At 56.9% G+C, this 26,517-nt stretch carries 28 protein-coding genes and 1 tRNA gene; 25 read left to right on the top strand and 4 right to left on the bottom strand.

All coding sequences use genetic code 11. The annotated features are described in order from the left end of the window. Positions 1-41: 41 nt before the first annotated feature. From ACR0KW_RS14705 to ACR0KW_RS14695, 3 genes are all read left to right on the top strand, one after another. Positions 42-287 (top strand): hypothetical protein, encoded by a 246-nt coding sequence (locus ACR0KW_RS14705; protein WP_480805654.1) that lies wholly within the window; start codon positions 42-44, stop codon positions 285-287. Continuing rightward, positions 280-576 carry a hypothetical protein gene (locus tag ACR0KW_RS14700; protein WP_480805653.1) on the top strand — a complete coding sequence of 99 codons (297 nt, stop codon included), beginning with the start codon at positions 280-282 and terminating at the stop codon, positions 574-576. Before ACR0KW_RS14705 ends, ACR0KW_RS14700 begins: the two co-directional genes overlap by 8 nt. 273 nt (positions 577-849) lie before the next feature. Beyond that, the gene (locus tag ACR0KW_RS14695) at positions 850-1,707 is read left to right on the top strand and encodes a DUF3800 domain-containing protein (RefSeq protein ID WP_480805652.1); all 858 of its coding nucleotides are present in this window, start codon (positions 850-852) and stop codon (positions 1,705-1,707) included. A gap of 186 nt (positions 1,708-1,893) precedes the next feature. On the opposite strand, the gene ACR0KW_RS14690 is transcribed toward ACR0KW_RS14695, so the two are convergent. The 3 genes from ACR0KW_RS14690 to ACR0KW_RS14680 all read right to left on the bottom strand — a co-directional run bounded on the left by ACR0KW_RS14690 (position 1,894) and on the right by ACR0KW_RS14680 (position 4,814). Further along, positions 1,894-2,079 carry a hypothetical protein gene (locus tag ACR0KW_RS14690; protein WP_480805651.1) on the bottom strand — a complete coding sequence of 62 codons (186 nt, stop codon included), beginning with the start codon at positions 2,077-2,079 and terminating at the stop codon, positions 1,894-1,896. Positions 2,080-2,374: 295 nt separating this feature from the next. Further along, positions 2,375-3,247: a PIN-like domain-containing protein gene (locus ACR0KW_RS14685; RefSeq protein ID WP_480805650.1), complete on the bottom strand. Its 873-nt coding sequence runs from the start codon at positions 3,245-3,247 to the stop codon at positions 2,375-2,377. Then, positions 3,192-4,814, bottom strand: a complete 1,623-nt coding sequence (locus tag ACR0KW_RS14680) for a DUF262 domain-containing protein (RefSeq protein ID WP_480805649.1) — start codon at positions 4,812-4,814, stop codon at positions 3,192-3,194. The genes ACR0KW_RS14685 and ACR0KW_RS14680 overlap by 56 nt, the downstream gene beginning before the upstream one ends. Before the next feature lie 692 nt (positions 4,815-5,506). Here ACR0KW_RS14680 and ACR0KW_RS14675 point away from each other — a divergent pair. From ACR0KW_RS14675 to ACR0KW_RS14630, 10 genes are all read left to right on the top strand, one after another. Beyond that, positions 5,507-5,794: a hypothetical protein gene (locus ACR0KW_RS14675; RefSeq protein WP_480805648.1), complete on the top strand. Its 288-nt coding sequence runs from the start codon at positions 5,507-5,509 to the stop codon at positions 5,792-5,794. Between the two features lie 118 nt (positions 5,795-5,912). Continuing rightward, positions 5,913-6,302, top strand: coding sequence for a hypothetical protein (locus tag ACR0KW_RS14670; RefSeq protein ID WP_480805647.1), 390 nt, complete (start codon positions 5,913-5,915; stop codon positions 6,300-6,302). Beyond that, a complete protein-coding gene (locus ACR0KW_RS14665) occupies positions 6,299-6,436 on the top strand; it encodes a hypothetical protein (protein WP_480805646.1) in 138 nt (45 codons plus the stop codon). The genes ACR0KW_RS14670 and ACR0KW_RS14665 overlap by 4 nt, the downstream gene beginning before the upstream one ends. Continuing rightward, complete coding sequence (locus tag ACR0KW_RS14660) at positions 6,433-6,813, top strand: hypothetical protein (RefSeq protein ID WP_480805645.1); 381 nt, start codon at positions 6,433-6,435, stop codon at positions 6,811-6,813. The genes ACR0KW_RS14665 and ACR0KW_RS14660 overlap by 4 nt, the downstream gene beginning before the upstream one ends. Next, positions 6,810-7,028 (top strand): hypothetical protein, encoded by a 219-nt coding sequence (locus tag ACR0KW_RS14655; RefSeq protein ID WP_480805644.1) that lies wholly within the window; start codon positions 6,810-6,812, stop codon positions 7,026-7,028. The genes ACR0KW_RS14660 and ACR0KW_RS14655 overlap by 4 nt, the downstream gene beginning before the upstream one ends. After that, positions 7,021-7,770: a hypothetical protein gene (locus tag ACR0KW_RS14650; RefSeq protein ID WP_480805643.1), complete on the top strand. Its 750-nt coding sequence runs from the start codon at positions 7,021-7,023 to the stop codon at positions 7,768-7,770. Before ACR0KW_RS14655 ends, ACR0KW_RS14650 begins: the two co-directional genes overlap by 8 nt. After that, positions 7,770-8,909, top strand: a complete 1,140-nt coding sequence (locus ACR0KW_RS14645; RefSeq protein ID WP_480805642.1) for a recombinase RecT — start codon at positions 7,770-7,772, stop codon at positions 8,907-8,909. The genes ACR0KW_RS14650 and ACR0KW_RS14645 overlap by 1 nt, the downstream gene beginning before the upstream one ends. Then, positions 8,906-9,085, top strand: coding sequence for a hypothetical protein (locus tag ACR0KW_RS14640; RefSeq protein ID WP_480805641.1), 180 nt, complete (start codon positions 8,906-8,908; stop codon positions 9,083-9,085). Before ACR0KW_RS14645 ends, ACR0KW_RS14640 begins: the two co-directional genes overlap by 4 nt. Continuing rightward, positions 9,085-9,570, top strand: a complete 486-nt coding sequence (locus ACR0KW_RS14635; protein WP_480805640.1) for a hypothetical protein — start codon at positions 9,085-9,087, stop codon at positions 9,568-9,570. The genes ACR0KW_RS14640 and ACR0KW_RS14635 overlap by 1 nt, the downstream gene beginning before the upstream one ends. 78 nt (positions 9,571-9,648) lie before the next feature. Then, entirely contained in the window at positions 9,649-9,861 is a 213-nt protein-coding gene (locus ACR0KW_RS14630) for a hypothetical protein (protein ID WP_480805639.1), read from the top strand. A 70-nt stretch (positions 9,862-9,931) separates the two neighbouring features. On the opposite strand, the gene ACR0KW_RS14625 is transcribed toward ACR0KW_RS14630, so the two are convergent. Next, positions 9,932-10,016, bottom strand: a tRNA-Leu gene (locus ACR0KW_RS14625). Between the two features lie 719 nt (positions 10,017-10,735). On the opposite strand from ACR0KW_RS14625, the gene ACR0KW_RS14620 reads away from it, so the two are divergent. From ACR0KW_RS14620 to ACR0KW_RS14565, 12 genes are all read left to right on the top strand, one after another. Next, positions 10,736-11,143 carry a hypothetical protein gene (locus ACR0KW_RS14620; protein WP_174826803.1) on the top strand — a complete coding sequence of 136 codons (408 nt, stop codon included), beginning with the start codon at positions 10,736-10,738 and terminating at the stop codon, positions 11,141-11,143. Between the two features lie 2 nt (positions 11,144-11,145). Beyond that, positions 11,146-13,155: a dynamin family protein gene (locus ACR0KW_RS14615; RefSeq protein WP_480805638.1), complete on the top strand. Its 2,010-nt coding sequence runs from the start codon at positions 11,146-11,148 to the stop codon at positions 13,153-13,155. An 8-nt stretch (positions 13,156-13,163) separates the two neighbouring features. Continuing rightward, positions 13,164-14,900: a dynamin family protein gene (locus tag ACR0KW_RS14610; RefSeq protein ID WP_480805637.1), complete on the top strand. Its 1,737-nt coding sequence runs from the start codon at positions 13,164-13,166 to the stop codon at positions 14,898-14,900. A 22-nt stretch (positions 14,901-14,922) separates the two neighbouring features. Next, a complete protein-coding gene (locus tag ACR0KW_RS14605) occupies positions 14,923-15,324 on the top strand; it encodes a hypothetical protein (protein ID WP_480805636.1) in 402 nt (133 codons plus the stop codon). A gap of 24 nt (positions 15,325-15,348) precedes the next feature. Further along, complete coding sequence (locus tag ACR0KW_RS14600; RefSeq protein WP_480805635.1) at positions 15,349-16,224, top strand: hypothetical protein; 876 nt, start codon at positions 15,349-15,351, stop codon at positions 16,222-16,224. 67 nt (positions 16,225-16,291) lie between these two features. Beyond that, positions 16,292-18,334 (top strand): dynamin family protein, encoded by a 2,043-nt coding sequence (locus ACR0KW_RS14595; protein ID WP_480805634.1) that lies wholly within the window; start codon positions 16,292-16,294, stop codon positions 18,332-18,334. Continuing rightward, complete coding sequence (locus ACR0KW_RS14590) at positions 18,331-19,617, top strand: dynamin family protein (RefSeq protein WP_480805633.1); 1,287 nt, start codon at positions 18,331-18,333, stop codon at positions 19,615-19,617. The genes ACR0KW_RS14595 and ACR0KW_RS14590 overlap by 4 nt, the downstream gene beginning before the upstream one ends. A 340-nt stretch (positions 19,618-19,957) precedes the next feature. Next, on the top strand, positions 19,958-22,084 hold the full coding sequence (locus tag ACR0KW_RS14585) for a protein kinase domain-containing protein (RefSeq protein ID WP_480805632.1): 2,127 nt from the start codon (positions 19,958-19,960) through the stop codon (positions 22,082-22,084). Between the two features lie 160 nt (positions 22,085-22,244). After that, complete coding sequence (locus tag ACR0KW_RS14580; RefSeq protein WP_480805631.1) at positions 22,245-23,276, top strand: FHA domain-containing protein; 1,032 nt, start codon at positions 22,245-22,247, stop codon at positions 23,274-23,276. Between the two features lie 3 nt (positions 23,277-23,279). Continuing rightward, positions 23,280-24,065, top strand: a complete 786-nt coding sequence (locus ACR0KW_RS14575) for a PP2C family protein-serine/threonine phosphatase (RefSeq protein ID WP_480805630.1) — start codon at positions 23,280-23,282, stop codon at positions 24,063-24,065. A 22-nt stretch (positions 24,066-24,087) separates the two neighbouring features. After that, positions 24,088-25,350 (top strand): type 2 periplasmic-binding domain-containing protein, encoded by a 1,263-nt coding sequence (locus ACR0KW_RS14570; RefSeq protein ID WP_480805629.1) that lies wholly within the window; start codon positions 24,088-24,090, stop codon positions 25,348-25,350. Between the two features lie 44 nt (positions 25,351-25,394). After that, complete coding sequence (locus tag ACR0KW_RS14565; RefSeq protein WP_480805628.1) at positions 25,395-26,504, top strand: peptidoglycan-binding protein LysM; 1,110 nt, start codon at positions 25,395-25,397, stop codon at positions 26,502-26,504. Positions 26,505-26,517 lie beyond the last annotated feature (13 nt).

The following is a 26,517-nucleotide window of genomic DNA, read 5'->3' as shown; positions in this document are numbered from 1 at the left end:
CTCCATGGCTGTGGTGGGGTGACCAAAATTGGAGGCTAACATTGGATGAAGAACTAAAGGAACTGAGGCGCAAGGTTGACCGCCTGGAGCGCCAGGCCAAACTTGATCGGTTGAAAACCGTCCAGCTAATTAACAGGACAGCAGGCCTGCTCTACTCGACAATGAGAATGTCTCTTTCCTTGCACTCAGGGAACACGAAAGAGGCTTATCAAATTTACGACGAATTTGATGAGAGGATGCGAGAACTAGAAAAAGAGATTGATGAGTTTGGAGGGCTTGATGAGTAACGTATCTGACCATCCAGATCGACAACGGCTCCAAGAACAGCTCGATTCCTTGAAAACAGGCGGCGGAGGTGGCACATTTGATGGCATGGAAGCTCGTGTGAAACGCCTAGAAGACGACATGTCCGAGATTAAAGCGGATATGAAAGATGTGCGTGAGCGCATAGCTCGGGTTGAAGGTGAAATTAGGCGTCTTCCTGGCTATCCCGGCATCGCAACAATAGTTGCACTGGTTGGCGGCGCTCTGCTTATTGTGTCTCGACTGTTTCCTTCTGGACCACCTACACCATAGAGAAGATGCCACCCAACAAAGTTGCCCCGCCCCGGCGGGGTTTTTCTTTGCCAGCGGCCGATTCTTCCACCAAAAGGCTTCGCAGGTTCGATTCTGCTTTGCCCAACTTTGCCAGACCGTCATACCCCCACCGACCCGGTTAAACCTACTAACGCGTGCATATCATGGAATATGTTAACGAATTTGTAAGCGTCTGCCTTGGGGAATGAGTTTAAATACCCGGCCAAATTTCAATTGGTTGACGAATCCGAGCTCCGGATAATCAATAGCAAAATGGATGACGAGTTAGATTATGATTACGTGCTTTATATTGACGAAGCAGGCGACGACGGCCTGTCCAAGGTAAAGCCCATTGATGAGAATGGCGCCAGCGAGTGGCTCGTCATTTCTGCAGTTCTTATGCGCTCGAATTATGAGGATGAATGCCCCAACTGGCTTGGTGACATCCGCACTGACATTAACGCGCTTCAGGCAAGAACCCTGCATTACCGGAACCTAACCCCCACGAAACAAAAGCGGGCGGCCGAACTACTTGCAGTGTTGCCAATTCGGATCTTCACCGTGTGTTCGAACAAGAAGAATATGCGAGGCTACAAGAACCCCAGAGCCGAGACGGCTGGCGGCAAACAGTTCTTCTATAATTGGGTTGTCCGGATATTGATGGAAAGGGTTACAACATATTGCTCCCAACGATCTCTAAAAGAAGGCCGAGCGCCTGGGAAAATCAAAGTTGTTTTCAGCCTGCGTGGCGGGCATTCCTACGGTCAAACAAAGGCATATTGGGAACTTCTGCGGAGGCAGGACATGGCAGGCGGCTTGTATTTGACTAGGCGCCAAATTGACTTTCGAACGCTGTCGTTTCGGTTGGTGGATTATGTCCCGCACTACCTAGAGGCTGGATTGCAACTAGCCGACATTGCAGCGAGCGCCTTCTATCAAGCGGTTGAGACAGGCGGGCGAAAATGGTCTCTCGAACCCGCAAAGAATTTAGAGCCGAGGGTGACAAAGGGCGCAAATAAAAAGGCTGCGGATGCCGGTCTAGTGTTGCAGCCGCACAGGATAGATAGCATTGGCTTGAACAAGGATCAAAAGGCCATATTCAGCCATTTTGGTTATGAGTTTAGGGATTAGGGCGTAGGGTCGGGGCCGTTTTGACTGCACGCAATAGGCCAAAATCCGATGTCTGACCGTCCTGCAGCCCGCCTATCTGCTGAAGTTCAAGGCAGCGGTTACCAAGCGACCCTACAAGTTGAATCCTACTCAAGGACCGCAATTCTGGCAATAGCGCTGTCTTTCCCCGCTCCGGCGGGGTTTTCTTTATCCGGCCCCTGCCCCTTCGTCATAGGATAGCTGCACTAGGATCTGGATGTATCCGCGCAGTTCATCACCTTCCAGCCCTACGGCTCCGGTGATCAGCGCTGACATATACATACCGTCGGACCACGCCTTGGCCTCCGGGCTGATGTTGTCCAGTAATTTCTGGATGTCTTGCTTCGGGTCCATCTCGACCTCCGCTTCGTACAGCGTCACTCTACCTGACAACCGAAGTTCCAAGGAAAGTTATTCTTGCGAGCATTTTTTCGCTCTTTCAAAGAGCCCTTAACTGCCATTGTCACGGCACTACGCGCTTGCAGTCGCGGCAAGATGTTTCGGCTATAGTCGACACCCACCAGACGGCGTCGATACGGCAGTAGCAGCCAGCATTGCGGACATTGGCCGCACACGCACCATTATTGCGAAGCCTGACGTTGGTAGCGCGAACTTTCCCTATGATCATTGGGAAAATACTCTCCCATCATTACACTGACAGTACTTTCTCCGCGAATTTCTTGAGGGTCCAAGTCTCAAATGGAACTCCGACTATCGAATGTGCTTCCGCGACGAGAATAGGATGTGTTGCGCCCGGACGACCCCAGTCAGCCTTCGTATCATTTGTCAAAAGAATTGCCTTGTCGAATGCTTCCCCAGCACTTTGAGCGTGTTTGAGACCCAAAAGGAAATCGACCCAAACAAAGAAGTCTCCATCTCCCGGGTCTTTGAATCCAGGTGGCGTCTTCGTCATTTGCCGTTGTTCAGCTAAAGGACGGAAATACGTTCTTGGGGCGAACGGAACACGAGCTTTCGACTGGAGCGTATTTAGAAGGCTCAGCGTCTTTCTTACTGTAGCTTCACTGTAAACGGCTCCATGGTCATCGCGAAACGCATCTAAAGCATTCTCCAGCGAGTTTCTCAGGTCGCCAAAGTCACTATCGAGTTTGGCCAAATCCTTTTTGAAGCGATCAAAACTACCAGATAGGGTTTTAGCAACGGTGTCGACTGCGCTTAGCTCGTTGTTCCAGAACTCTTGTACAGTTTGTCCGGGCAGTATGAGCGGGCCGCTATGGGTTGCGCCAAAATAATCTATCAAGTCTTCACCCTTGGGGTGGTGAGCTATTCTCAAAAAAGCGCTTGAATCGATCCCGATTGCCGCATTCTGGAATGTGTCACTTTGATTACCACCGTCGATTGCATCGATCAGCGCCGCCAGTGCGTCAATAGGAGCTTCTCGATCCAGCTTTGACTTGAGACTTTCCAGGAGAGCATTTTCCACTTCAATCATTGAACCAGCACTTGTCTCAATACCAAATATCTGCTGCAGTCTTTGCCAAATCTCTTCCAATCTGTTCAACATTGATTGGCGTCCAATCATCAATTTTCCCTAACCGGTCGCACCATTCACCCGCGCAAGCTTGGTCAAACATGCTCTGCTTGAAACCTTGCCAATTCTCAGTGGCTTGCGGCGGGCGACGCTTAAGCTGGGATAGGAAAGTATTCCCTATAGTTGCCGCCCAGAAAGCTCCCTCTTCGTTGGAAATTCCGTGCCATCCATCTGCATTATTTCTGGGCCAAATGTGATGAAGAGTCCCATCTGGTTCTGGGGTAATACTTTTCTGAATGAGCGACCGACGCAAAAATGACAGTGTGTTCTTGTTCAGCGAACGCTGACGTAACTTATCTATGAATTCATCCTTAGAGGGATTGAGATCTTTCAGGTCTTCCAGCAATGGAGTCCAGTCTTGGCTTGCATGGATTTTCTTAGCTACTTCAGCCAGTCTTCGTTCTACGTTACCAGTACCCAAGTTCCCAACAACGATACGTCTGACAACTAGCTTCAGAGTGTTTTCCAGCCCCTCTTGATTATTCTCTAACGGGCACGTGGCAAGCAAGATTGGTCTTACGGCAATGACGTTCAATGCGTTTAGCGCGCCAAAGACCTTCAGGTTTTCATCGCTTGCGGGACCGGCGGATGATGGGTCAACCATTTGCAAATACAGAGGAAGCTGCGATTGAAGTAGTTCCATTAGTTGGTCAGGGGTTGGAGGCGTTTTCCCCTGCATTACCTGCCTTTGAGCCAGAAAGTTGAATAGATCTTTGGGCAGAATATGACCATTTTCGACCGTTACTACATGTCGAATAAATTGCACGAATGTATTCGACGAACCCTCGGGTGAGAACTTTTTTGACATAGTGCGCCAGCGCTCATACCGTTCGGCGCGCTTGCCTTGGGCGGTTTGGTTCAAGACATAATTTTTCAGGAGATCAGCAGTCGTGAGATCCTTGCCCCTCGTGTTTATTACCTCAAAAACCTGATAGGCAGTGGCTGCATCTGGATGAATAAAAACAGCAAAGTAGACCCGGTTTGTCAAAAAATCTGCCCACTTGCCAAGCCTTTTGAAGGGGTCGGGAGCGAGGTCAGCAGAGAGCTTCGCTCGAAGATACCTGAACGAGTTGGCAATACGAAATGATACGCTGTCACCGTCAATCAAGTTGCCAGGCGGTTCGCCGTTCTTGATAATAAACTGCAGCATTTCATTATCTTGGGGGTCAGATAAATGAACCCTAGACGAGATTTCGTCCGTTTCATAATCAATCGACTTAAGAAATTCAGCTTGAATCCTATCAGCGAGCGCAGAACGCCCGCGCTGAACCGCTTCAAAGTACAGAGCAGTTGCCAACAACGTTAGTGTAACAATTCGCTGCTGCCCGTCGACCACATGCTTTCGTTGTTCTTCATTTGTCAGGATAACGAGACCCAAAAAGTAGGAGTCGACATCAAGACTGTTGCTCAAATCTTGCCAAAAATCAGAAACTTCGTCGTCTTGCCACGAGTATTCACGTTGGTACTGAGGAATCTCGAACGTTGTGTTGGAAAACAATGCTCCAACTGAGCTTGCATCAGCGTTCAGTGGGTTAGTCACAGAAGAACTCCCTTTATGAGGAACGACATTCTCTCGAGGAGCCAGTCGCCCGCAAATTATCTTGCCTCAAGTATTTCCAAATTTTTTGGACAGGCGAAAGCTCTGAATGAACAGCAAAGTACCCAGCCCCAAAGTTTTTCTAGTCTTGGCGCCACCCACGATTTTCTACCAACGCTTATTCAAGGCGAATGGCCGGTTTCACGAACCTGGCGCCTTGCCCTCGCACATGCAGAGAACGTCCATAACCGCCCATTCGACGGACCGCTTTGCGGATGCAACAAGTTCTTCGCGGATGCAGCTAACGGCAGCTGTGTGGCCCAAAACGACCCGGCGCTGGACGCTATGGGGTTACTGCGCCCTGCCCTTACGGATTCAAAACGGACTGTCATTCGCACATCGGATTATTCGACGTCGACGCACCTGTAACTGAGAGCCGTAAGTTCTAAGGACAACGAGATTGGCGTCCGGATCGCATTGCAAGCTTTCCTTGCCAATGTATCCCCCAGGAAACTCTGTCTGACATTTCCAAGGAAAAATCGGGCAAATTGCCAATCTGAATTTCCCCAGAGACATCTTAAGTTGCCTGATTCTGATCCTGCAGAACTTCAGTAGTACATTTTTTTTGTACCTTTCTCCTTGTAAGTACATTTTTTATGTACTACATTCTCCCTGTGACATGGAAGGAGACGGAAATGCTGACAGTGAACGACATTACCAGTTTGTGCCCGGTTTCGGAGAAGCCTGGCTATCTGGTTTTTGAGCGCCACTTCCGCAAACCCGAGTTCTGGAAGGTCCTCACCCTGACCAACGATCCTGAGGGCGCGCTGGAACAAGCGAACGCGATTGAGAGCAGTGGCGAGGAAGCCTTTGTGACTGCCTTCCGGTTCGAGGAGGCCCAGAACATCCGCATGGCGCGCGACCTCTACACTGACGCGCAGGTTGCCCGCTGGCGCACGCCCTACCCGATGGCAGCGGAGTGATCGCCATGACCTACGTCGAGATCATCCTGCGCGCCCTTCTTTTCCTGTCCGGATACAGCGGCGTTGTCCTGACCATGCTGTTTCTGGGCAAGGGCAAGCTGAATGCGAGGGCGGGCAAATGACCCTCTCCCGCAATTCCCATACCCCCGCGCCGCCAGTTGAGCAGGCGCAGAACCCGGCGGGTCTCACCGCTAAGGCCGCCACTCACTCCCCCGATGGTCTGGCCTGCCGGGACGTATTCGACGCGAGAACCTGTGTGAACGGTAACCAGTGCGCGTCAGAGGCATTCTCCCGGCCCCAGGAGGTGAAAGGCCTCCCATCCATTCCGCAGGCTTTTGAGCGCATGAACGCGGAGCAGATCGAACAGGACGAATACGAGGACAGCCTCGGTGCGCTTCCCCCGGTCTGGCTGATGCTCTTGGCCGCCCTCGTTTGCCTGTTCACGCTGTTTGTCGCGGACACGATGTATTCGGCTTTCTTTCTCTGGATGACCGGGGGTTCGCTATGACCGCTGATTTCGGATTTTTCTTCGTAATCCTCACAACCCTTTACCTGATCTCGCTCGTCCCGTCTGACGATCGCGAGTACGGCCCCGGTGGCTCTTACGTGTCCACAATCCAAGCCGCCGGGGTCGGCCAATGAGACGCCCTTCGACATATGCCGAAGTCTATGCCTGGCACAAGGCAGCCTTGGCAGGTCAACGACCGCCGACGTTTGAAACAGAGGTCGAGTGTGGCTGGTTCAGGACACGGATGGTCAAGGGCGGCCCGTGGGTGCCAGCGAAAATCTGGATGACCCGCGTCATTGATCTCGAAACCGGCGAACTGGCCGAGGACGAGATCTATCACGCGCTGCTCGATGGCGAGGCCCGCGATCCGGTCAACGTCTGGAACCGGTGCAACGGCAATCCCATCAGCAAAGAGCAGTTCGAAGAGCTTTGCGACCTACGTGAGCGTATGCCGTCCATGGCTGCGACCCACGTTCATTTCAACCTTAGCGAAAAGGCAGTTCGACCATGACCCAATTTGTTGCCGTGAAATTCAATGAGGCGCACAGCCGAACCTACACCTACGCGAACAACGGTGAGCCGGTCGAACCCGGTGACAAGGTGAATGTACTGACACCGCAAGGTGAGAAGACGGTCATTGTGGACTCCGTCACCGATGACGAGCCGCCGTTCACCTGCAAGGAAATCCTTGGGAAGTTCATTCCGGAGGTCGCAGACCATGAATGATCTGTCCAACACCCCCGCCGGTATCGGTGACAACAAGCCCCCGGTTTACGATCCCGAGATTTACGCTGGCTTTGAAACTAAGGTCCGCGACTTCTCGGACGCAGCCGCTGAATGGAAAGAGAGCGGCGCGATCGAGGATCAGGAAACAGCCGAAAAGGCGAATGACTTCCTGACCGGCGCGCGCAAGCTGTCCAAGGAAATCGACACCCAACGGACGAAGGAAAAGAAGCCCCATCTGGACGCGGGCCGCTCGATCGATGCCGATTTCAAGAAACTGACCGCAGTTATCGAAACCGCCGTCGCGTGGGTCAAGAAGCCCCTGCAGGCTTACATGCAGGAGCAAGAGCGGCTGGAAGCCGAGCGCCGGGCCGAAGAGCAGCGCAGGGCCCGCGCGGCCGAAGAAGCCGCCCGCAAGGCTCAGGCCGCCGCAGAGAGCCGCAATGACATCATGGGAATGGAGCAGGCCAAGGCCGCCGAGGAAGAAGCCCAACAGCGCGCGCAGGAAGCTGAGAAGACGGGAACCGCCAAAGTGGGATCGGCCACCGGCGGCGGGCGCCGCACAGCGATGCGCACTGTTCGCAAGGCCAAGATCACCAGCATCAATTCGGCCATGCTGCACTACCGGGAACATCCTGAAATGTCCGCGCTCCTGCAACGGTTGGCTGACGCTGACATTCGCGCGTCCAAGGGCGCCGACATCACCATTCCAGGTTTCGAGATTACCACTGAAAGGAAATTGTAATGGGCACACCCGTTGCCAAGGCGCCATTGCGCCAGGTTCAAAGCGTTCAGCAACTTCTCAAGAACGATGCCGCCCGTGGTCAGTTGGCCGCTGTTGCCGCAAATCATATGAAGCCCGAGCGCATGATGCGCGTCGTCGCCAACGCGATCCGCACCACGCCGAAACTGCAAGAGTGCGAGCCCATGTCGTTTCTGGGTGCGCTCATGCAATGCGCGGCGCTCGGTCTGGAGCCAAATACCGTCCTTGGCCATGCCTATCTTGTGCCGTTCAAGAACAACAAAAAGAAGATCACCGAAGTTCAGGTCATCGTTGGCTACAAGGGCCTGATCGACCTTGCGCGCCGGTCCGGTCACATCACGTCCATTTCGGCCAACGTCCATTACAGCGACGATGATCTATGGGATTGGGAAGAAGGCACCGACGCACGCCTGCGTCACCGGCCCGGCCCGCAGGAAGGCGAGAAGCTGCACGCCTACGCCATCGCCAAGTTCACTGATGGTGGCCACGCCTACGTTGTCCTGCCGTGGGCAGTTGTAATGAAGACTCGCAACGGGTCGCAGAACTGGCAAAGCGCCGTCAAATTCAAAAGCACGGAACGTAACCCGTGGACTACCCATGAAGACGCCATGGCCAAGAAAACGGCCATCCGCGCGCTGGCCAAGTACCTGCCGCTGTCCGTCGAGTTCATGGATGCGGTGCAGGTCGACAACGACGCCGGCGCACACGCTGACTTCGCGGCCTTTGCCATGAACCCTGATGATGGGGTGACGATCGAAGGTGAAGCTACCGAGGCAGATCAACCCGAAACGAACGAGGGCAGTGAGCCCGAGCAGAAGCCGGAAGCCAAACAGGACGAGGCCCCGAAGGCGGAAACCAAAAAACCAGCCGCCAAGAAGGAAGAACCGGCAAAGAAAGGAGAGGCCGAGCAGCCCGAACCCAAACCGAACGGCCCCAGCGACGACGAAATGTCGGCCAAGCTGGTTGGTCTGGTTAAAGGCGAACTCGCCAACGCCATCGACCAGGGAGAGATCGAGGGCGTTCTCGAACTCTACGGCGAACAGATCGAGCCAATGAAGGGCACACCCTTCTATGACGAAATCCAAGAAGCCGCGGACGAGCGCCGGGAGGCTCTGGCATGAGCGGCCCAATCGAGAAGGCCGTTGAGGACTACATGCAGCGCGAGGCTGCTGCCATGCAGACCCCGCAAGGAGCCGATCACAAAGCCATCCTTCGGGAAGTCGCAGAAGAATCCGGGTTTTCATACGAGTCCCTGCGCAGCGCTGTTATCGACGCCACGGTCACGGGGGCGAACTGATGTCTGTCGGCCTGCTCAATACACGTCCTCTGCCGACGGAATTTGATGGGGGCTGGTGGTTCCCCCAATACTACGTCGATGCGTTGGAGCAGGCGCTACGTGAAGACATGCGCGAGAAAAGCGCGCTGCGCGGCTACATGGCCGAGATCAACAATCTCTGGAAGAACATCCCCGAGAAGTTCGAGTCCGCGCCTTGGGCGAAATCTGCTGACACTTTCCGCAAGTTCGGACTGATCAAGACCGGGTATTGCAACGTGTCTATCGACTGTTACGGCTCTCCCGAGGACGCAATTCGATCAGCTGCGCGCGTCGGTTACATGGCCCGCATGGCGCATGGCTTCGCCATCACACGCGCCCTAGGTGACACGGTCGAGTGCATCACCCCGCATAGCCAAAGCCTCAAGGACATGGGCAAGGAAGAGTTCAAGGCGTCGAAGAACGCCGTTCTCGATTACTGCCGCGGAATTGTCGGGGTGACCGAATGACCGGCCGCAGCTTACCCGAGTGGATTGGCAAGACCGCAAAGACCCCCAACACATGACGCACGAGACACAGGAGGGAATATGACACAGGATCAAACTCCCATCATCACCGAAGAAGTGAAGTTCGTGACCGGAACGCAGGCCATAAAGTCGGCCCGCTGGCCCTTCGGTCGCAACAAGTTCTACGGGATGGTCAAGGCGAATCTCATCAAGCCCCACTTCGCCTATGAAGGCGCGAGACCAGTGTATTCCGTGGAGGAAATCGACGCTCTGTTTCAGCCCTCAAGCGCGTGAGAAGGTGGGGGCCAAAGTGGGGGCCAAAAACGGCTTTAAAGGAATTTATTGAATGTTTTCAATGAGTGAATGGTGCGGGTGGAGGGACTTGAACCCCCACGCCTTGCGGCGCCAGAACCTAAATCTGGTGCGTCTACCAATTTCGCCACACCCGCAGTACCGGCCCTGAGTGCCGGATTGACGTGCTCAATAACAAAGCCTGTGGTCGAGTGCGAGAGGGAAATTCACCTGTTCGCAATATTATTGAGCACCAACCGGCAGCGATCGAACCTGGCAATCTCGCAGCAACCACGGTGTCGCGTCAGGCGCCAGAACAGCGGCCGGGGTCGTTGCCCTTTTTTTGGACCGACACCTGTCTGCCCTTTGGCGCCAATTGGTATGTCGCAATTTAATTTGGATCGCAGGCAAATCCACTGCTTTTAAATACACACATTAGCGAAATAGTCAGACACATGTTTAACGCGCTTACGTTGAGTAAGGTGAGGCTTCAATAGAATCATCCCAAGACGCGGCGATCAGTGCATTGGCCGGTTGGTTCATAAGAATCAGAACGCTCTCAGCGGCTGACAATTAAAATCCAAAAAATACAGACCCCTACAGCCAGAGAGTTGAGCAAAACAGGGTATCCTGAAAGCGTGCGCCCAAAGCCACAGTGATCTTAGAATCCGACTGTACGCCCATGGGTTGAAACCATGCACAGGGTCGCGACCATATTTGCGCCACATTTCAACCGCCAAAAAATCTTATTCGCGTCAAAATAACACCGCCTTGCCAGTAATTGATGGAGAGCGGGAATTAATGAGTCTTTTCCGCCCTCGGGCGCCGTAAGAGTTTTTTGCTCAACTCGAACACAAGGGTCTTAGCCGTGACCAACATGATGAACTCTGCCGCTGCTGAGCAAGACGCCGTTGGTCTTGCACGTGAAAGCTTCCTTGGTGAACTGAAGTCTTTGAATCGGGACCACCCGAATACAGGCTTTGGCGTTTCGTTGCGCACGCATTCGGGGGGGCACTACCTGCTCGCCAATTCTCGTATGCCGCTGCCAAAGACCAAATCCCAGGGTTTTCCAACCGGGCGCCGTCTGGCCCTGCTGGAAAACAGTGAACAGTTCAGCGCGATCGAAGTGCTTGCCGATTCCAGCGCCTACGAAGAAATCACACCGGGAGACGAAGCTGCGATTCTGGGCAACGCTCTGAACCTGATCGCCCGGATCGACATCCTGACCAGCTCTCCTGAAGGTCAGGATCAACCCCGCATTGCCGCCACAGGAACCGGAGGCTAACAATGGCCCGTAACGATCACCTTCTGTCCGTGGGAAACGAAGCGCTGACGCCGATGACCTCGGCGATGACGGCGCTGACGACGCAGATCGATCAGCTGACAGAGGTGGCGGACGCGCGATCTTCGGCGCGGCTTGCGACGCTCAAGACTCGGATGGAGAATTTCACGGCCAGTGTGACGTTGGTCGGGCAGGTCAAGGCTGGCAAATCCTCGATCGTGAACATTCTGGCCGGACGCCCTGCCCTGTTGCCCTCGGATGTGAACCCGTGGACCTCGGTGGTGACCACGCTGAATATCAACACCCGTACCGAAGGCGACAAGAAGGCCAAATTCACCTTCTTTGAACAAGAAGAGTGGGACAACCTAATGGTTGGCGGTGGCCGTCTGGGCGAACTGGCCAACCGAGCCGGAGCCGATGACGAGATGGAAGACATCCGCCGCCAAATCGGTGAGATGAAGGCCAAGTCCGAAGCGCGCCTTGGCCAGCATTTCGACCTGATTCTGGGGCAAAGCCACCAATATGACTATTTCGACGACGAACTGATCCAGCGCTATGTCTGCCTGGGTGACGAAGACGACCCGGACATCAACCCGAAGACCGGGCGTTTTGCCGATGTCACCAAATCGGCGGAATTGTTCATGGACATTCCGCAATATCCGATCTCGCTGAAGCTCTGCGACACGCCCGGCGTCAACGATACCTTCATGGTGCGCGAGCAGATCACCCTGCGCAGCCTGCGTGGGTCCGAGGTTTGCGTTGTGGTGCTGGCCGCCAGCCAGGCACTGACTACGATGGACATGGCGCTGATGCGGATCATCGCGCAGTTCGAAAACCGCCAGATCATCCTGTTCGTGAACCGGATCGACGAACTTTCCGACCCAGTCAATCAGGTACCCGAGATCCGCGATCGGATTCAGGAAACGCTGAAGCAGAACAGTATCGACACCAACACCAGCGTTGTGTTCGGCAGCGCGATCTGGGCCGAGGCTGCCCTGACCGGAAACCCGGATATCCTGTCGGAGGAATCGCGCGAAGCTCTCAACACCTTCTATCTGGCTGCAGGATTTGGAGATCAGGCCCCCTCGCTTGACAAAATCTGGGCGCTGTCCGGCCTGCCGGACCTTTTGCTGGCCATGAACGAGCGCATCGCCGAAGGTGCGGGCAACCGTCTGTTGGATCGTGTGCGCCACCGGGCGCGCAACATCGCCAGTCAAATTCGTGCCACCGCCGTGGCAAAAAACCTGTCCGAAGGGCAAGGGGTTGTTCGCGATCTGGACGGCATCGCACCCGAGGAAGCCATCGCCAAGGTTGCTGCGGAATACGAGAAAAAGGCCACTGAGTTGACGACCTCATTGCGCGACAAGGTACTGGAGCGCCTGAAGTCGGCTGAAGAGAACTTTGTCAAACGCGCCACGGATTCCTTGATTTCGCATCTGGAACAGAATGGCGAGCAAGGCACCTGGCAATATGACCCGGCTGGCCTGCGCACCCTGCAAAAGGCCGCTTATTTCAGTTTTTCCCGCGCCATGCGCAAAGACGCCGGGGCGCTTTACAGTGCCGCAGCGGCGGATGTCGAGGCGCTGTATCAAAAGCTGCTGGGCAACCATCTGGGTGAGTTCAGCATCGAGGCGCCCATCGTGCCCCGCGTGCCGCCGCCATTGGGTATCGGCCGCACCATCGCGCTGGACTTGCAAAGCACATGGTGGCGCCGCTGGTGGCAACGCCGCAAAGGGTTCGAAGCCTACGCCGCTGACTATACGCGCCTGATCGCGTCCGAGGCGAACTCGATCACCAAAGACCTTGAGGAAAACCAGATCGCGGCCGTTCTGGAAAATGTGCGGGCCGGCTTGTCCGACTTCCTGCGCGAGCAGAAAGAGACCCTGCTGAACATTTCGGCCTCGGCCGAGCAGGATCCGAACCAGGCGGCCCTGATGGCGGGCATGACCCCTAAGAAATCGCGCGACGATATCCTGGGTGACATCCTGAAAGATCTTAGTAACGAGGCAGCATAAGTAGCGACATGGCAAAAGATACACAAACCCGCTTCGTCTCTCCTAAGGCTTGGGAACGCATCGAGCAGTGGTCCCGGCGCAAACCGATCTTTGCGCTGATGGGGGAATTCAGCGCCGGGAAATCGACGCTGATGAACTTCCTGTTGCGCTCGCAGGCGCTGCCGACACAGGTCACCGCCACACAGCTGCCACCTGTCTGGTTCAGCTGGGGCAAGAAATCGGCCTATGTGCAACGTCACGATGGAACACGCGAGAACATCACTCTGGATCAGCTGGAATCTGTCGGTGTCAACGACGCCCAATTTGTACGCATCTTCCTTGAAGCCGATATTCTGGAAGCGGTGGACCTGATCGACACCCCCGGCATCTCTGACCCAAAGATTTCCAACGACGTCTGGCGCCGTGCGGTGGGACAGGCCAACGGCGTTTTGTGGTGCACCCATGCGACTCAGGCTTGGCGCGAAACCGAACGGGCGACGTGGGTGTCTCTGCCGGAACGGTTGCAGCATAACTCTTTACTGCTGGTAACCCGCGCCGATGTGCTGGGTCCGAAAGACCGCCAAAAGGTGCTGCGCCGGGTCAACCGCGAAGCGGGCCACCTGTTCAACCGATCGATTCTGTTCTCGGCCCGTGATGCAATCATTGCCCGGGACAAAAGCGGCGATGCCGAACAGTGGGCCCGCAGTGGCGGCGGCAAGATGGTCGATAGCTTCCTGCAGATCACTGAACAGATCATGGACGACCGCGCCGACATGCTGACGCGCTATCAGATCGACAGCGGCTTGGCAGGGGGCACACCCGTGCAGCCGATCCGTCCGAAACGAAAGGTGGAGCAGGTGGACGAACCAGCTCCGCTGAAACTGGTGAACCCGGTATCAGAGGCCGCCAAGGACGATGAGGTTGTGACCAGCTTCCCCGTCCGTCCGGCTCGTGTTGAGCGCCGCACCGAAGAAACCAACCGCGAAGAACGCATCGACGCGGCAGAGGCCGAGCGTCTGCGGGCCCAGATGGAGGATGAAACCCCGGTGTCTGAACCGCAACCGGAAACCGAAGGCGACAATCTGCGCGCCTTTTTCCGGGACACGGAAAGCCACAGCCTGAACCTTGCCGAAGTGTCGGATGCGTTCACAGACGAAGACTCGTTCGATCTGCTGTCTGATGAAGATCTCGATGACGACGACGATGTTCTCAGCCTCATGGACGAACCGGCCGAGATCCCGGAAGAACACACCTCGGCAGACTCGGAGCCGTTCATGGCATCCCTGGAAGGCAAACTGGCGGATACTAACGAACAGGATCAGACGCCGGTCGCAGAACCCGAAGAACAACCCGCCGATGTCTCGGTATCGTCGATTGCCGCCTTGCTGGCCGAGCAGTCGAATGGTTCCGAGGACGAATACGAACCGGAACCCGAATCCAGCGGCCTCGTGAACATGCAGGTTGTTCCTCTGCCGAACGGCACCTCAATGAACGAGTCCGCCCCGTCGGACGACAGGGATGAGGACCTGGAGGTGGTGCTGAATGTTCCGACAACCACACCGCTGAGCGCAGCTTCCATGTGGCGCGACGTTACCGCGGATGAGGATTTGCCGGATGATGTCGAGAGCATGAAAAAGGTGTTCCGGGCGTTCCTCGAGGAATTCGACCAGATCGCTGCCGAGCATTTCGCACGCCACGCCAAGAACCCGGTTGACCCCGTTCCGAACGCGGCAGAAAACGGCGGGGCTGAATTCCGTGTGTTGTAACCAAAATCTCAGGTAGCAAACGATGACGATCGACGCCGCACTGAACACTGCTATGGAGACCATACCCGACTGTATTGCAGCCGGGTATGTCGATATGGAAACAGGGATGTTGCTTGGGACCAACACTTTGGATTCAGACAGCGCGGACGTTCTGGACAGCCTTGCGCTTGCCGTTGCGAACCTGTTTCAGGGTGATGGAGTCAAGGCCTTTGAGGTCTTGCTGCGCGCGGCCGGCGCCGAAGAGGCCGACAATCCGGGGTTCGGCGAAATCGCGGTATTTTCGAATGACCGGCTCAATATCTTTCTGCGGACCCGGGAATATCCCGACCATGTGGTCTGCTACATCTGTCGCAGCAGCGCCAATGTTGGGTTGGCGCTGACGAAATCGCATCTCAGCCTGGGGCCCGTCGCGGCCGCAGTCTAGACCGGACCAGAGGGGGGTTACGGCATGATGGATACGGACATTCTCGAGATGCTCGACGATATCGGGCGTTCGTCTGTGGCACGCCTGAACCCGGCGGTCACTGTTCCGGGGGAAACGGCCCGGATTCGGCGCGAAAAGGTGCTGCGCACAATTCGCGGCACTATTCTGCCGCGTCGGCTGGAGTTCACCGCCGCCAATGGCGACTGCCTTGCGATTGAGGTCAACAGCTCTCGGATCACGGATGTGTTCCGGGTTCAGTCCGGCATCGCCCCGGATTTCGAAACCGAATCCCGCGAGGAACTGGCCGGCAAGCTGGCACAGCTGGTGACCGACATTGCGGCGGCCCCTGCTCCGTTGGAACTGATCTCGCTGCAGCCCGACACCGCGCTTGAGGCTGACGATGTGGGCATCACCTTCAGCGAGATCGAAAGCGCCTGCAAGAAAATCGAGCTACCCGCGGACCCGGTGATTTCCATCGTCCCGGATGAGCCTGAACCCGAAGACACCTCACCCGCTGAGGAAGCAGCGGTGGAAGACCCCGCCGACTCTTTGGCCCAACGGTTCTATGAGGGTTCGGAACGATTTGCCCAGGGTCGGATTCTGACCCAAGGCAGTGACGGGGTATCGCTGCAGATGGATGGGGCATGTGGCGAGGGCGAAGCTCTGCACCCCGATTCCGATCTGCTGACCCGTTTCGCCCGCGACCTTGCCGGTTGGGATGGCGACACAGCCTCTGTGATGGATCACCCGCAACTGATTGTAATGCGCCCCTCGGGCGGCAGAGGTGCCGGGCTAGCCATCATGAACGATGGTGAAGGTTTTGCAATCTCTGTCCATGAGGCGCGCAAACTGGGTGCCGTCATCAACCTGTGGGGCTCTTTGAAGAGGCCGGACGGATGATCGCGCCCCTTTCGTTCAATTTTTCGATGAATTCAATCCGTGATTACAAGTTACCAGGGTAAGGTTTATGAGTGAAATTAATCGTCGCGAGTTAATCCGTATTGCCGAAGATATGAACGGCGCCTCGAATGATGAGACCCGCCAGTTCATCTCTCGCATTGTCAGCGATCTAGCAAATCTGAAACCTTCGATCGCCTTTGTCGGGCAGATCAAGGCGGGCAAATCCCGTTTGATCAACGGCTTCACCGGTCAGGCCGAATACCTGCCATCGGACGTGAACCCGTGGACAACGGTGATCACCGATATGCATTTCGGCCACCCCTCGGGGCGGACCTCGGGGGCCGAGTTCCATTTCTTCGACAACCGCCAGTGGCAGGCTCTGATCGCCGAGGGCGAAGAGCTGCGCAACATGTTCCCCGACGACGAGGACAGCTATAAGCGCGAGATGATCGAAGAGCAGGTCGAGGCGATGAAGACCCGCGCCAAACTGCGGCTGGGCGAAAGCTATAAGCACCTGCTGGGGCAACATCACGACCTTGAAAAACTGACCTCGGACGATCTGGCGCGCTATGTCTGCGCCGGGGATGATCCCACCGAAACAGGCGAGCACGATCCGGGCTCGGATCGAGGTCTCTACAGCGACATCACCCGCAAGGCCGAGGTCTATTTCGACATCGGCCATTTCCCGTTTCCGTTGACGGTAACTGACACGCCGGGCGTCAACGACCCGCTGCTGATCCGCGAAGAAATCTCGCGCCAGTACCTCAAGGAATCCGATTTCTTTGTGGTGGTCCTGTCGGCGCATCAGGCCCTGTCGCGGGCCGACCTGAAACTGTTCCGCCTGATGCAGGCCCTTGAGCTGGGCCAAATCGTGGTCTTCATCAACCGCGTCGACGAACTGGGCGGCGGTGCCGAAGATGCTGGCAAAGTCCGGACCGATGTCATGGAGGGTCTGGAAAAAGCCCTTGGAAACTCGGACATAGACGTATTGATGGGCAGCGCGCAATGGGCGCACTACGCTCTGACCGGTGACGAGACCGGCATCAACCACGACGAGGTTCTGGCCTGGCTGCGGGCGCATCCGGCGCAGATGAAGCAATATCTGGACGGTGTGGAAGAGATCAAACAGGGCCCCGGCCCGATCAGCCGCGAAGGCGTGCTGCGCTTTGCCGCGATGATCGCCTCGGGCCTGCCAGACCTGCGCCGCCATGTCACCGGTGCCCTGACCGAGGGCCCGCGCAACGAACAGCTGCGGATGGCGTGGCAGCATCTCAACACTTTCGCGCAAGGCGAGGTCGAGCGCAGCCGAGCGCATCTGCGCGCTATCGAGGACGAAACAACCCCCACCGCCGAAAACGGGGACGAGAACAACAAGACCCTGACAGAACTGCGAACGCTTGTTGCCGAAAAAACGACCGGTATCGTCCATGACATGGATGACGTTCTGGCCAATCTGCGCGGCGTCATGGATGACACCGTGGCCGAGGCGGTATCGGTCGTGGTGCGGGGGCCGAACGGGGATTCTCCGCTGCTGACCAAGGGTGGTGACACCGAGCTGAACTTCACTCCACTGCGGGACCGTATGCGCGAGCTTGTGCAGGGGGCCACGCAGGTTGTGCGCCAACGGATGCTGAGCGAGTTGTATACCATCGACATGCAAAGCAATGCAGCTCTGCGCGCCCTGCCCGGCTGGCAGGACCCGACGGACAACCGGATGAACACCAGTGCCGTGCGGTGGTTCCGCCCCGACACCACCGCGCTGACCCGTGGCATTACGGTCGAACTGCGGGTCAACTGGCTTTCGCGCCTGATTTCGCGCAAGAGTGTTGTGGCCCGGGCTGAACGCATGATCGTGCAGGAATTCGAGATGATCGGTGATGATCTGGTGGACACCGCGCGCAGCGATTTGTTGGAACGACTAAATACGGTTCTGGATCACTATCTGGCCTTACTGGCCGGGCATCTAGAACATCGCGCCGGAAGTGGCGAAACCAATGAGCGGGCGCAGGCGCAAGCTGCCTTTGACCACGCCCAGCACATTGCCGAAGAACTGGGCGCTGTCTTTGGCGCGGATGACATCGACAAGAGATTAGCAGAGGCTGCGGAATGATCGAATTTCCCGGAACCGAACAGGAAGTAAAACAACTTGAACGCTTTCTGACCGCGACCGAAAACCTGCCGACCGACACGGCGCTGGACGAGATGCGCGAACGCGCACTTGCCCATGCCGGGCGGCTGTCCAACGCGGTAAATATCGGTTTCGCCGGGGAATTCGGGGCTGGCAAATCCAGCCTCGCCAACATGCTGGCCGGGGCAGACATTCTGCCCACCGGACCACAGCACCTGAAACTGCCATTGGTGATCGTCGCCTATTCCGACACACCGGAAACCACCGTCGGCTGGTGGGACAAGGAGCCCAAGACCTATTCCGGAATCGCACTGGAAAAGGCAGCCGAAGATGCGCCCGATTTTATCTCGGTCGGGCTGAACACCCCTGCTTTGCAGGAAATCTCACTGTTCGACCTGCCCGGAACCGGGGCGTTGGACGATACGTATAAAGAGACACTCGATCTGCTGAAGTTTGTGGATTGCGCCATCTGGTGCACAAATGGCACCAACGCATGGCGCGAAACTGAACGACATCTCTGGTCACAAGTCCCGCAGGAATTGCGCGCCAACAGCCTGTTGGCGGTCACCCATGCCGATCTGCCGCCGGTCCGCGATGCGCTGGACCGTGTTGTGTCACGGCTCAACAAGGAAAAGGGCGATCTGTTCCGCTCGGTCGTGCCGATCGGGACTCCGGTGGCCGTGCGCGCTATGGCGCAAGAGCCCGAACCTGATTTCGCCCTCTGGGAAAACTGCGGCGGTCAGAATCTGGCCGAACAGGTACTGCAGATCGCATCCGACCGTCGTCTGGCCGATCTCGAGGCCGCGCGCGCCGATCTGAAACAGGACTTTCTGCCCTTTCTGGAGACACTGACCGGCCCCGAGACCGAGACGCAACAACCTGATGCCGTTTCCGTACATGCCGCATTGGAATCTGCGCTGCCCCCTCTGGAAAATCCGATCCTCGAGGACTGGTTGGCCGCAATTGCCAGTATCTACGCGGATCTGCGCGAATCGTCCAATATGGAGCCTTCCGCCTTCTTGCACTCGTGTCAGGAAATCGTCGAGGATTTCGCCGAGCGCCTTGAGCAAGGCGGAGAAATCGACCCCAAGGCTGATTGGATACCGGGCGAGTTCGAAAAGGCCACGGACCTGTTGTTGTTGCTGCAATTCGAAAGCGGTGACGCCCCCCTGAAGGACGCGATCAGCATCCTCGCGCAACTCAGTGACAACCTGGCCTGGGCGGGTAGCCGAGTGGATTCGGTACAGCCGAAAACCGGAACCTAACAATTTCTCGTTAAGATTGCGCCATGACGCAGCGATTCGAGACCCGTGGAATCGGGTCTCGAGCGTATCGACTCCGTTGACCAAGCGGAGACAAAGAGTCGGTCCGTCTGTATTTTGTGCAAGATGGTTTTCAATATTTAGATGCCGATAAGCTGTCAGCAACAATATGTAGTGTTTCCTAAAAAACGATCCATAGTGAAGCCATGAGGCGGCCCCAATAAAGTCAAATTTGAAACGTCTAACCGTCTCAAGTGTCCTGCGGTTGTGTTTGGTTGTGAGTTCGCGGGCGATTTAGCCCAGTTAAGTAAACCGCAAAACGATCAGTAACGGGCGGAATGAAATGAGCCACAACCAGGCGGTCGGTGCATCGCACGACGAACCGAAAATCGAAGGACTTCAACCCGGCGCAAAGCTGTTGCACGGGCAGTATGAAATCCTGCGTTACCTCAGCAATGGCGGCTTTGGGATCACCTATCTGGCCCGCAACAGTCTGGACCGCGAGGTGGTAATCAAAGAGTGCTTCCCGGGTGCGCTGTGCCACCGCAACGGTGACTTGGTTGAAGCAACCGATCCTGACCACAAGGACGATCTGCGCGCGATCATCGACTTGTTCATTCAAGAGGCGCGCAACCACGCGCGTCTGGTCCATCCCAATATCGTCGACGTCCATCAGGTGTTCGAAGACAACGACACAGCCTATATCGCGATGGACTTCATCAAGGGCTGTGATCTTCTGGATTATGTCGAGAATGCCGACAACAAAACCGGCCCGGATTTCATCGTTCAGGTCACCGAGAAGATGCTGTCGGCGGTGTCGTTCATCCACCAAAGCGGCATGTTGCACCGGGACATCTCGCCCGACAACATCCTGATCAATGAAAACGGTGAGCCGGTTCTGATCGACTTCGGCGCCGCGCGCGAACAGGCCGCAAACCAATCCGCTGCGTTGTTGACCCTGCGGGTGATCAAGGACGGATACTCGCCCCATGAATTCTATGTGCGCGGAGCCGATCAAGGCCCCAGCAGCGACCTCTATGTTCTGGCCGCAACGTTGTACCACGCCATCAGCGGCGAGCGCCCGATTGACGGCCAGACCCGCCTGAACGCCTTCAACAACAGTCAGGAAGACCCCTACACCCCGCTGGCTGGACGGTTCAAAGGCTATCCCGAAGGGTTCCTTGAAGCGATCGACAAGGCGATGGAGGTGCACGTCACCGACCGTTTGCAAACCGCGCTGGACTGGCTGCGCATGTTCCGCGGCCCGGACGTCATGTTTGATACGTTCGACTACCGCCCGGTCTCGGTCATCGTGGGCATGGACCGCAAGGATGAAGAGGCCGAAAAGGCCCGGATCAAAGCCGAAAGCGAAAATGCCGAAGCTGTGGTCACTGCCCTGCTGGCCGGAAATGCCGATCTTGCCCTGGGCAATGAAGACAAAGACGAAAATGAACTCGCCAAGTTCACACCCAAAGAAGAAGCCGCCGTCGCGGTTGATACCGTTGTCAAAAGCGGATCGGGCGGCAGTGGCAAACTGATTGCCGGTGCAGCTGTCGTCGCGGTTGGTCTGGCAGCGGGCGGGTATTTCCTGATGTCCGGTGACAAATCCGAACCGGCACAGGACGTCGCGGTTGCATCTGCTCCTGCAGCTCAGGAAACAGAAGAACAGGTGGCAGTAACGCAAGAACCTGTCGAGCTGGTCGCCACCACAGAAACCGCGTCGGAACAGGTTGAGCCGGCCCCGGTTGCGGCAGAACCAACGCAGGCACCTGTCGAGCAGACACCGGCACAATCGGCTGAACCAGAAGAGGTCCAGTCGGCAGAGACCGTTACAACTGAACCTGCCCCGGCCGTTTCAGCACCCCCGGCAGAAACACAGGTTGCCTTCTCGCATTGGGATGTCGAAATTCCGTTCCAGACGTCCAGACGTCGCGCATCGACCGGAAGCATTATCGCCGTGACCGGTGTTGATCCGGCACAGGACATGTCGGTGATCGGTAGTTGGGTCAAACGCGGCGATGCGATTTATACCCTGAACGGAGAGCCCATCCGCGAAAACACAAGCTTCGCCGCGCAGGTGCTGGACGATCTGTCAATTGATCCCGATGGCTATATCCGCGTGACGGCCCGTTACCGTCCGCTGGGCAAAACCCTTGCTGTGAACGGGTTGCTGGCCTTGCCTGCCTTCCGCGCCATCGGGCTGGAAAACGGCTATGGCTTTACCGTTCGCAACGAGGATGGTCAGAACTGGACAACTGTTGTCACCACTGTGCCTGCGGATGCAGCCGGTGATTTGCAACGGGGCGATGTTCTGGTCTCGGAAGCGCAGACCGGGTTGGCTATCGACGGGCAGGTAAGCCTGGATGCCATGCTGGACGGATTGGTCGCGGAAAAACAGTCGCAGGCGCGCCTGACTGTGTTGCGCGATGGTGCCCAGACGGACGCCGTGATGCAGTTGGCGCAGGAGTGATCTGCCGCGTTGTGAAAGCTGAGGGTGGCGCCCGGAAATCCGCCACCCTGACGGGGACCCGCCCGTCGCGGCAGATAAAATTTGGTTTGGTTTCCGGATCAAAAGTGCCGTTGTGCCGATGCGCGCAGAGGCGAGTAGCAGCCCGCAGGACGCAGGTTCTGTGAAAGAAAGCAAAGGTATCGACATCATGTTCAAATACAAAAGCCCTCTTAGTCGGCTGCTTGAAGGTGCCGGAAAAGCCAAGGAACCCGAAGCCGAAACCAAGGTGGAAGAAACCACCGCGCCTGAGGCTGAAGCGCCTCAGCCGATTGCAGATTTCAATGCGCTTCGCGCTGCATTGGGCGGTGGCAACATGTCTTCGGAAAGCTACGAGGACAGTGATGACCTGATCCCCGAAGAAGAGATGCCCGAGTTTTCGGAAGAAGCTACCGACGACGCAGAAGACGAGGTCATCGTGGCCGCGGTCGTCGCGGAAGCCGAGGACAATATTTTCGAGGCGCCCGAAGCTCAACCCGAACCGGAAGAGCCGGTCGTGACCCTGCACGTCGCCACCGAGGAAGACGTTACCGAGGAACAGCCCACTCAGGAAGAGCCGGTTGTCGAGGTGGTCGTCGAAGCCGTTGAACTGACTCAACCCGAACCTGTGGTACAGCCCGAACCTGTGGCGCAGGTCGAGCCCGCACCAGAAGTTCAGCCGGAACCGCAACAACCGGTCGCGGCGCCTGCGGCGGATGATCGTCGTGGCCGCGTCAAGACCACCTTCCTGGGGTTCGAACGTGCAGACACCCATGTTCAGGACCTGATGGAAACTTCGGAACCGGTGGCCAAGACTGAAGCCGCGCAAGAGACCTTCCCGGTTGGCTGGCTGGTTGTCACCTCTGGCCCGGGCCGGGGTGCATGCATCACGCTGACCGAAGGCCTGATGCAGATTGGCCGCAACGATGATCAGGCCATTCAACTGGACTTTGGCGACACCGGTATTTCGCGCAGCAACCATGCGGTGATTGCCTATGATCCCGAAGATCGCAAATGCTATCTGGGTCATGGCGGCAAGGCCAATCTGGTCCGCCTGAACGGCAAGCCGGTTCTCAGCACCGTCGCGCTGTCGAGCGGCGACCTGATCCGCATCAGCGAAACCTCGATCCGCTTTGCCGCCTTCTGCGATGACGGCTTTGACTGGCGGGATGCCTGATAGATGCTGGCGCAACCGGCATATGATATTGCGCTGATCCTGGATCAGGGTCAGCGCGAGACGCAGGAAGACGCGATTGCCGCACGCATGTTCGATGCAGCGGATGCAGGCTACGTCGTAGTTGCAGATGGTATGGGCGGCCACGCGGCGGGCGAGGTTGCATCGGAGTTGGTGGTCTCAGCCTGGCGCGAGTCGCTGGACGCCGAGCTTGAGAATACGCCCTTGTCAGAATCGGCAGTGGTAGACGCCCTGCCACTGGCGGCAATGCAAGCCAACGCTTCGATCGCATTCCACTGCGAGGACAAAGGCGACAAATTCAACATGGGGTCGACCCTGCTGGGGCTGCTGTTGCTTGGTCACCGCGCCTTCTGGATCTCGATCGGTGACAGCCCCTTGTACCTGTTCCGCGACGGGGTTCTGCGCCAGATCAACGAAGATCACTCGATGGCTCCGGCGATCGACGCGCAGGTGAGCGAAGGCAAACTGACCGAGGCCGAAGCACAGGCGCATCCCGACCGCAACCAGCTGACCTCGGTCATAATGGGGGCTGCAATCCCCAAGGTCGATTGCCCCGAAACGCCGCTGGAGCTGACCGCTTCGGACGTGCTGATCCTGGGCAGCGACGGGTTGCAATATCTCAGCAACGCCGAAATTCAGTCCATCGTCCAAAGCAATTCGAACGCCTGGGCACAGGACATCGCCGACGCGCTTTGGCAGGCCCTCCGCACCAAGGGCGATCCCGATCAGGACAATGCCTCGATCGGCGTCGTGAAACTTACAAAAAACTAACCAAGGCAAAGCTACAGGACCCATGAAACCTCATCTGTTCATCTCCAGCCTGGCACTAGCTGCCGCGGCCGGCACCGCCTCGGCGCAAGAAGCGTGCTCGACCTACGAAATCCAACGCGGCGACAGCCTGCGCGAGTTGACGATCGAAGTGTATTCGACCGAGGACTTCCGCATCATCTTTGATGCCAACCGCGACGTGATCGGCAACAACCCGAATATCATCCGGGTGGGCGACGTCCTGACCCTGCCCTGCCTTGAGGATATCGGGCGGGCCCCGGCTGCACCGCAGACCGAAGCCGAAGCGATGGCCGCTGAAATGGCGGCGGAACTGGTAAAGGCCGCCGAAAAGCGGGCCGCCAAGGCAATCGCCGACGCCGAAGCCCGCGTTGCTGAGGCTGAAGCCGAAGCCAAAAAGGCCAGCGAAGAAGCCGTGATCGCAGCCAAGGCCGAGGCCAAAAAAGAGATCGAAGCCGCCCGTGCCGAGGGGGCCGCCCTGATCCGCAACGCGGATGAAGGTGAGCGTCCGGAAATTCGGGACAGACAGCTGCTGCTGATCACCGGTGGCGACTATGCGCCTTTCACCGACGAGGCTCTGCCCAATCGCGGCCTTTACACCAATCTGGTGGAAACCGCGATGCTGCGTGCCGCGCCCGAGCAAAGCTACAAGATCCAGTTCGTCAACGATTGGTCCTCGCATCTGGACCTGTTGATGCCGACTCTGGCCTTTGACGCCACATTCCCCTGGTCGCGACCGAATTGCGAAGAGGCCGCAACACTGTCCGACAAGGACCGCGCGCGTTGTGAAACCTACAACTTCTCGAACCCGTTCTACGAGGTCGTGGACACATTCTTTGCCCGTGAAGGTTCGGGCTATGAACAGACCCTGACCTATGCCGATTTTGCAGGCACCACGATCTGCCGTCCCGAGGGCTGGTCGTTGTCGCACATGGACGCGGTGGGCCTTTACGAGCCAGCGATCACTCTGATGCGCCCCGTTTCGCCGGATGCCTGCTTTCACGCGGTCATGGAAGGCACGGCCGATATCGTTGCGATCGAAGCCCATCTGGCGGTCGAGGCAATCGCACGGCTGGGATACGAGCACCGCATCATCGAAAACCCCAACCTGGCGGCGATCAAGTCGCTTAACGTCATGACCCACAAAGATAATCCGGATGGAGAGGCGATCCTTGAGACGCTGAACCAGGGTCTGGCGATCATGCAGCAATCCGGAGAATGGCGAGACATCGTCTCGACCGCCCTGCGCCATCAGATGGAAAACGGCTGAAACAACAAATAGCCCTCTCAAATACTACCTGGAGAAACTACCTAATGCCCCAACTACCGCTCCAAAACGTCGTGATGACCTCTGCTGCAGTCATCGCACTAAGCGCCGGAGCCGCTGCCGCCCAGCAAGCGTGTACGAACTATACCGTGCAAGATGGTGACACCATGGCCACCATCGCCATTGCTGCCTACGGCACATCGAACTATCAGCCGATCTTCAACGCCAACCGGAATGCGATCAGCAACCCGAATGATCTGTCGCCGGGGTTGTCTCTGGTCCTGCCGTGTGAAGATGGCAGCCTGCCGAACGGTCAAAGTGCCCGCGAAATCATCGCGGCAGAGCAGGAACGCTACGCCAATTCCAATCACAGCAGCGCGTTCAAGGCGCCGATCAAGCTGGTAACGGGTAACGGATGGGCACCCTTCGCAGATGAAACTCTGAATGGTGGGGGGTTTATCACCCGCTTGGGCACCACGGCTCTGCACCGGGCCGGCAACTCTCATGACTATTCGATCAGCTTCGTGGACGACTGGAACTCGCATATCGAAACGCTGCTGCCTTTGGCTGCGTTTGACGTATCGATGGCCTGGAACATGCCGGACTGCACCAACCGCACGTATGATTGGTCGTGGGAAACTGAAATCCGCTGCACACAGTTCCATGCTTCGGCTCCGGTCTATGACATCGTTCTGGGCTTCTACACGCTGCCGCAAAGCAACTTTGCCGCCGCGACAAGCTTTGAGGACCTGAAGGACGCAACTGTCTGCCGCATGGATGGCTGGTTCATTCACGACCTCGAACAAGAGGGGCTGCACCCCGGAAAAACCATTGACCTGATTCAGCCCGTCACCGCGCGGGAATGCCTGGATGCGGTCATGACCGGGACAGCGGACGTCGCGACCTTCGAAGTGCAGCTGTTCGCCGACGCCATGGCCGAGATGGGGTTGAACGAGAAAGACCTGGTCGAAAACCCCTATGTCTCGACCCTCTCTGCGCTCCGCTTCATTACCCACCGGTCCAATCCGATGGGGAAACAGTATCTGGCGATGCTGAACAAGGGGCTGCACGAAATGCGAGAATCCGGTGAATGGTACGCCATCATCTCAGACACGCTGAACGAGCACAACGAACGACTGTTAGCTGCTTCTGGCTAAGGTTTCATTTTCA

This window comes from Ruegeria sp. CG11 (assembly GCF_056537245.1).
Note: the sequence above shows the minus strand (reverse complement) of the source record. Positions and strands in the feature narration are given on the sequence as shown.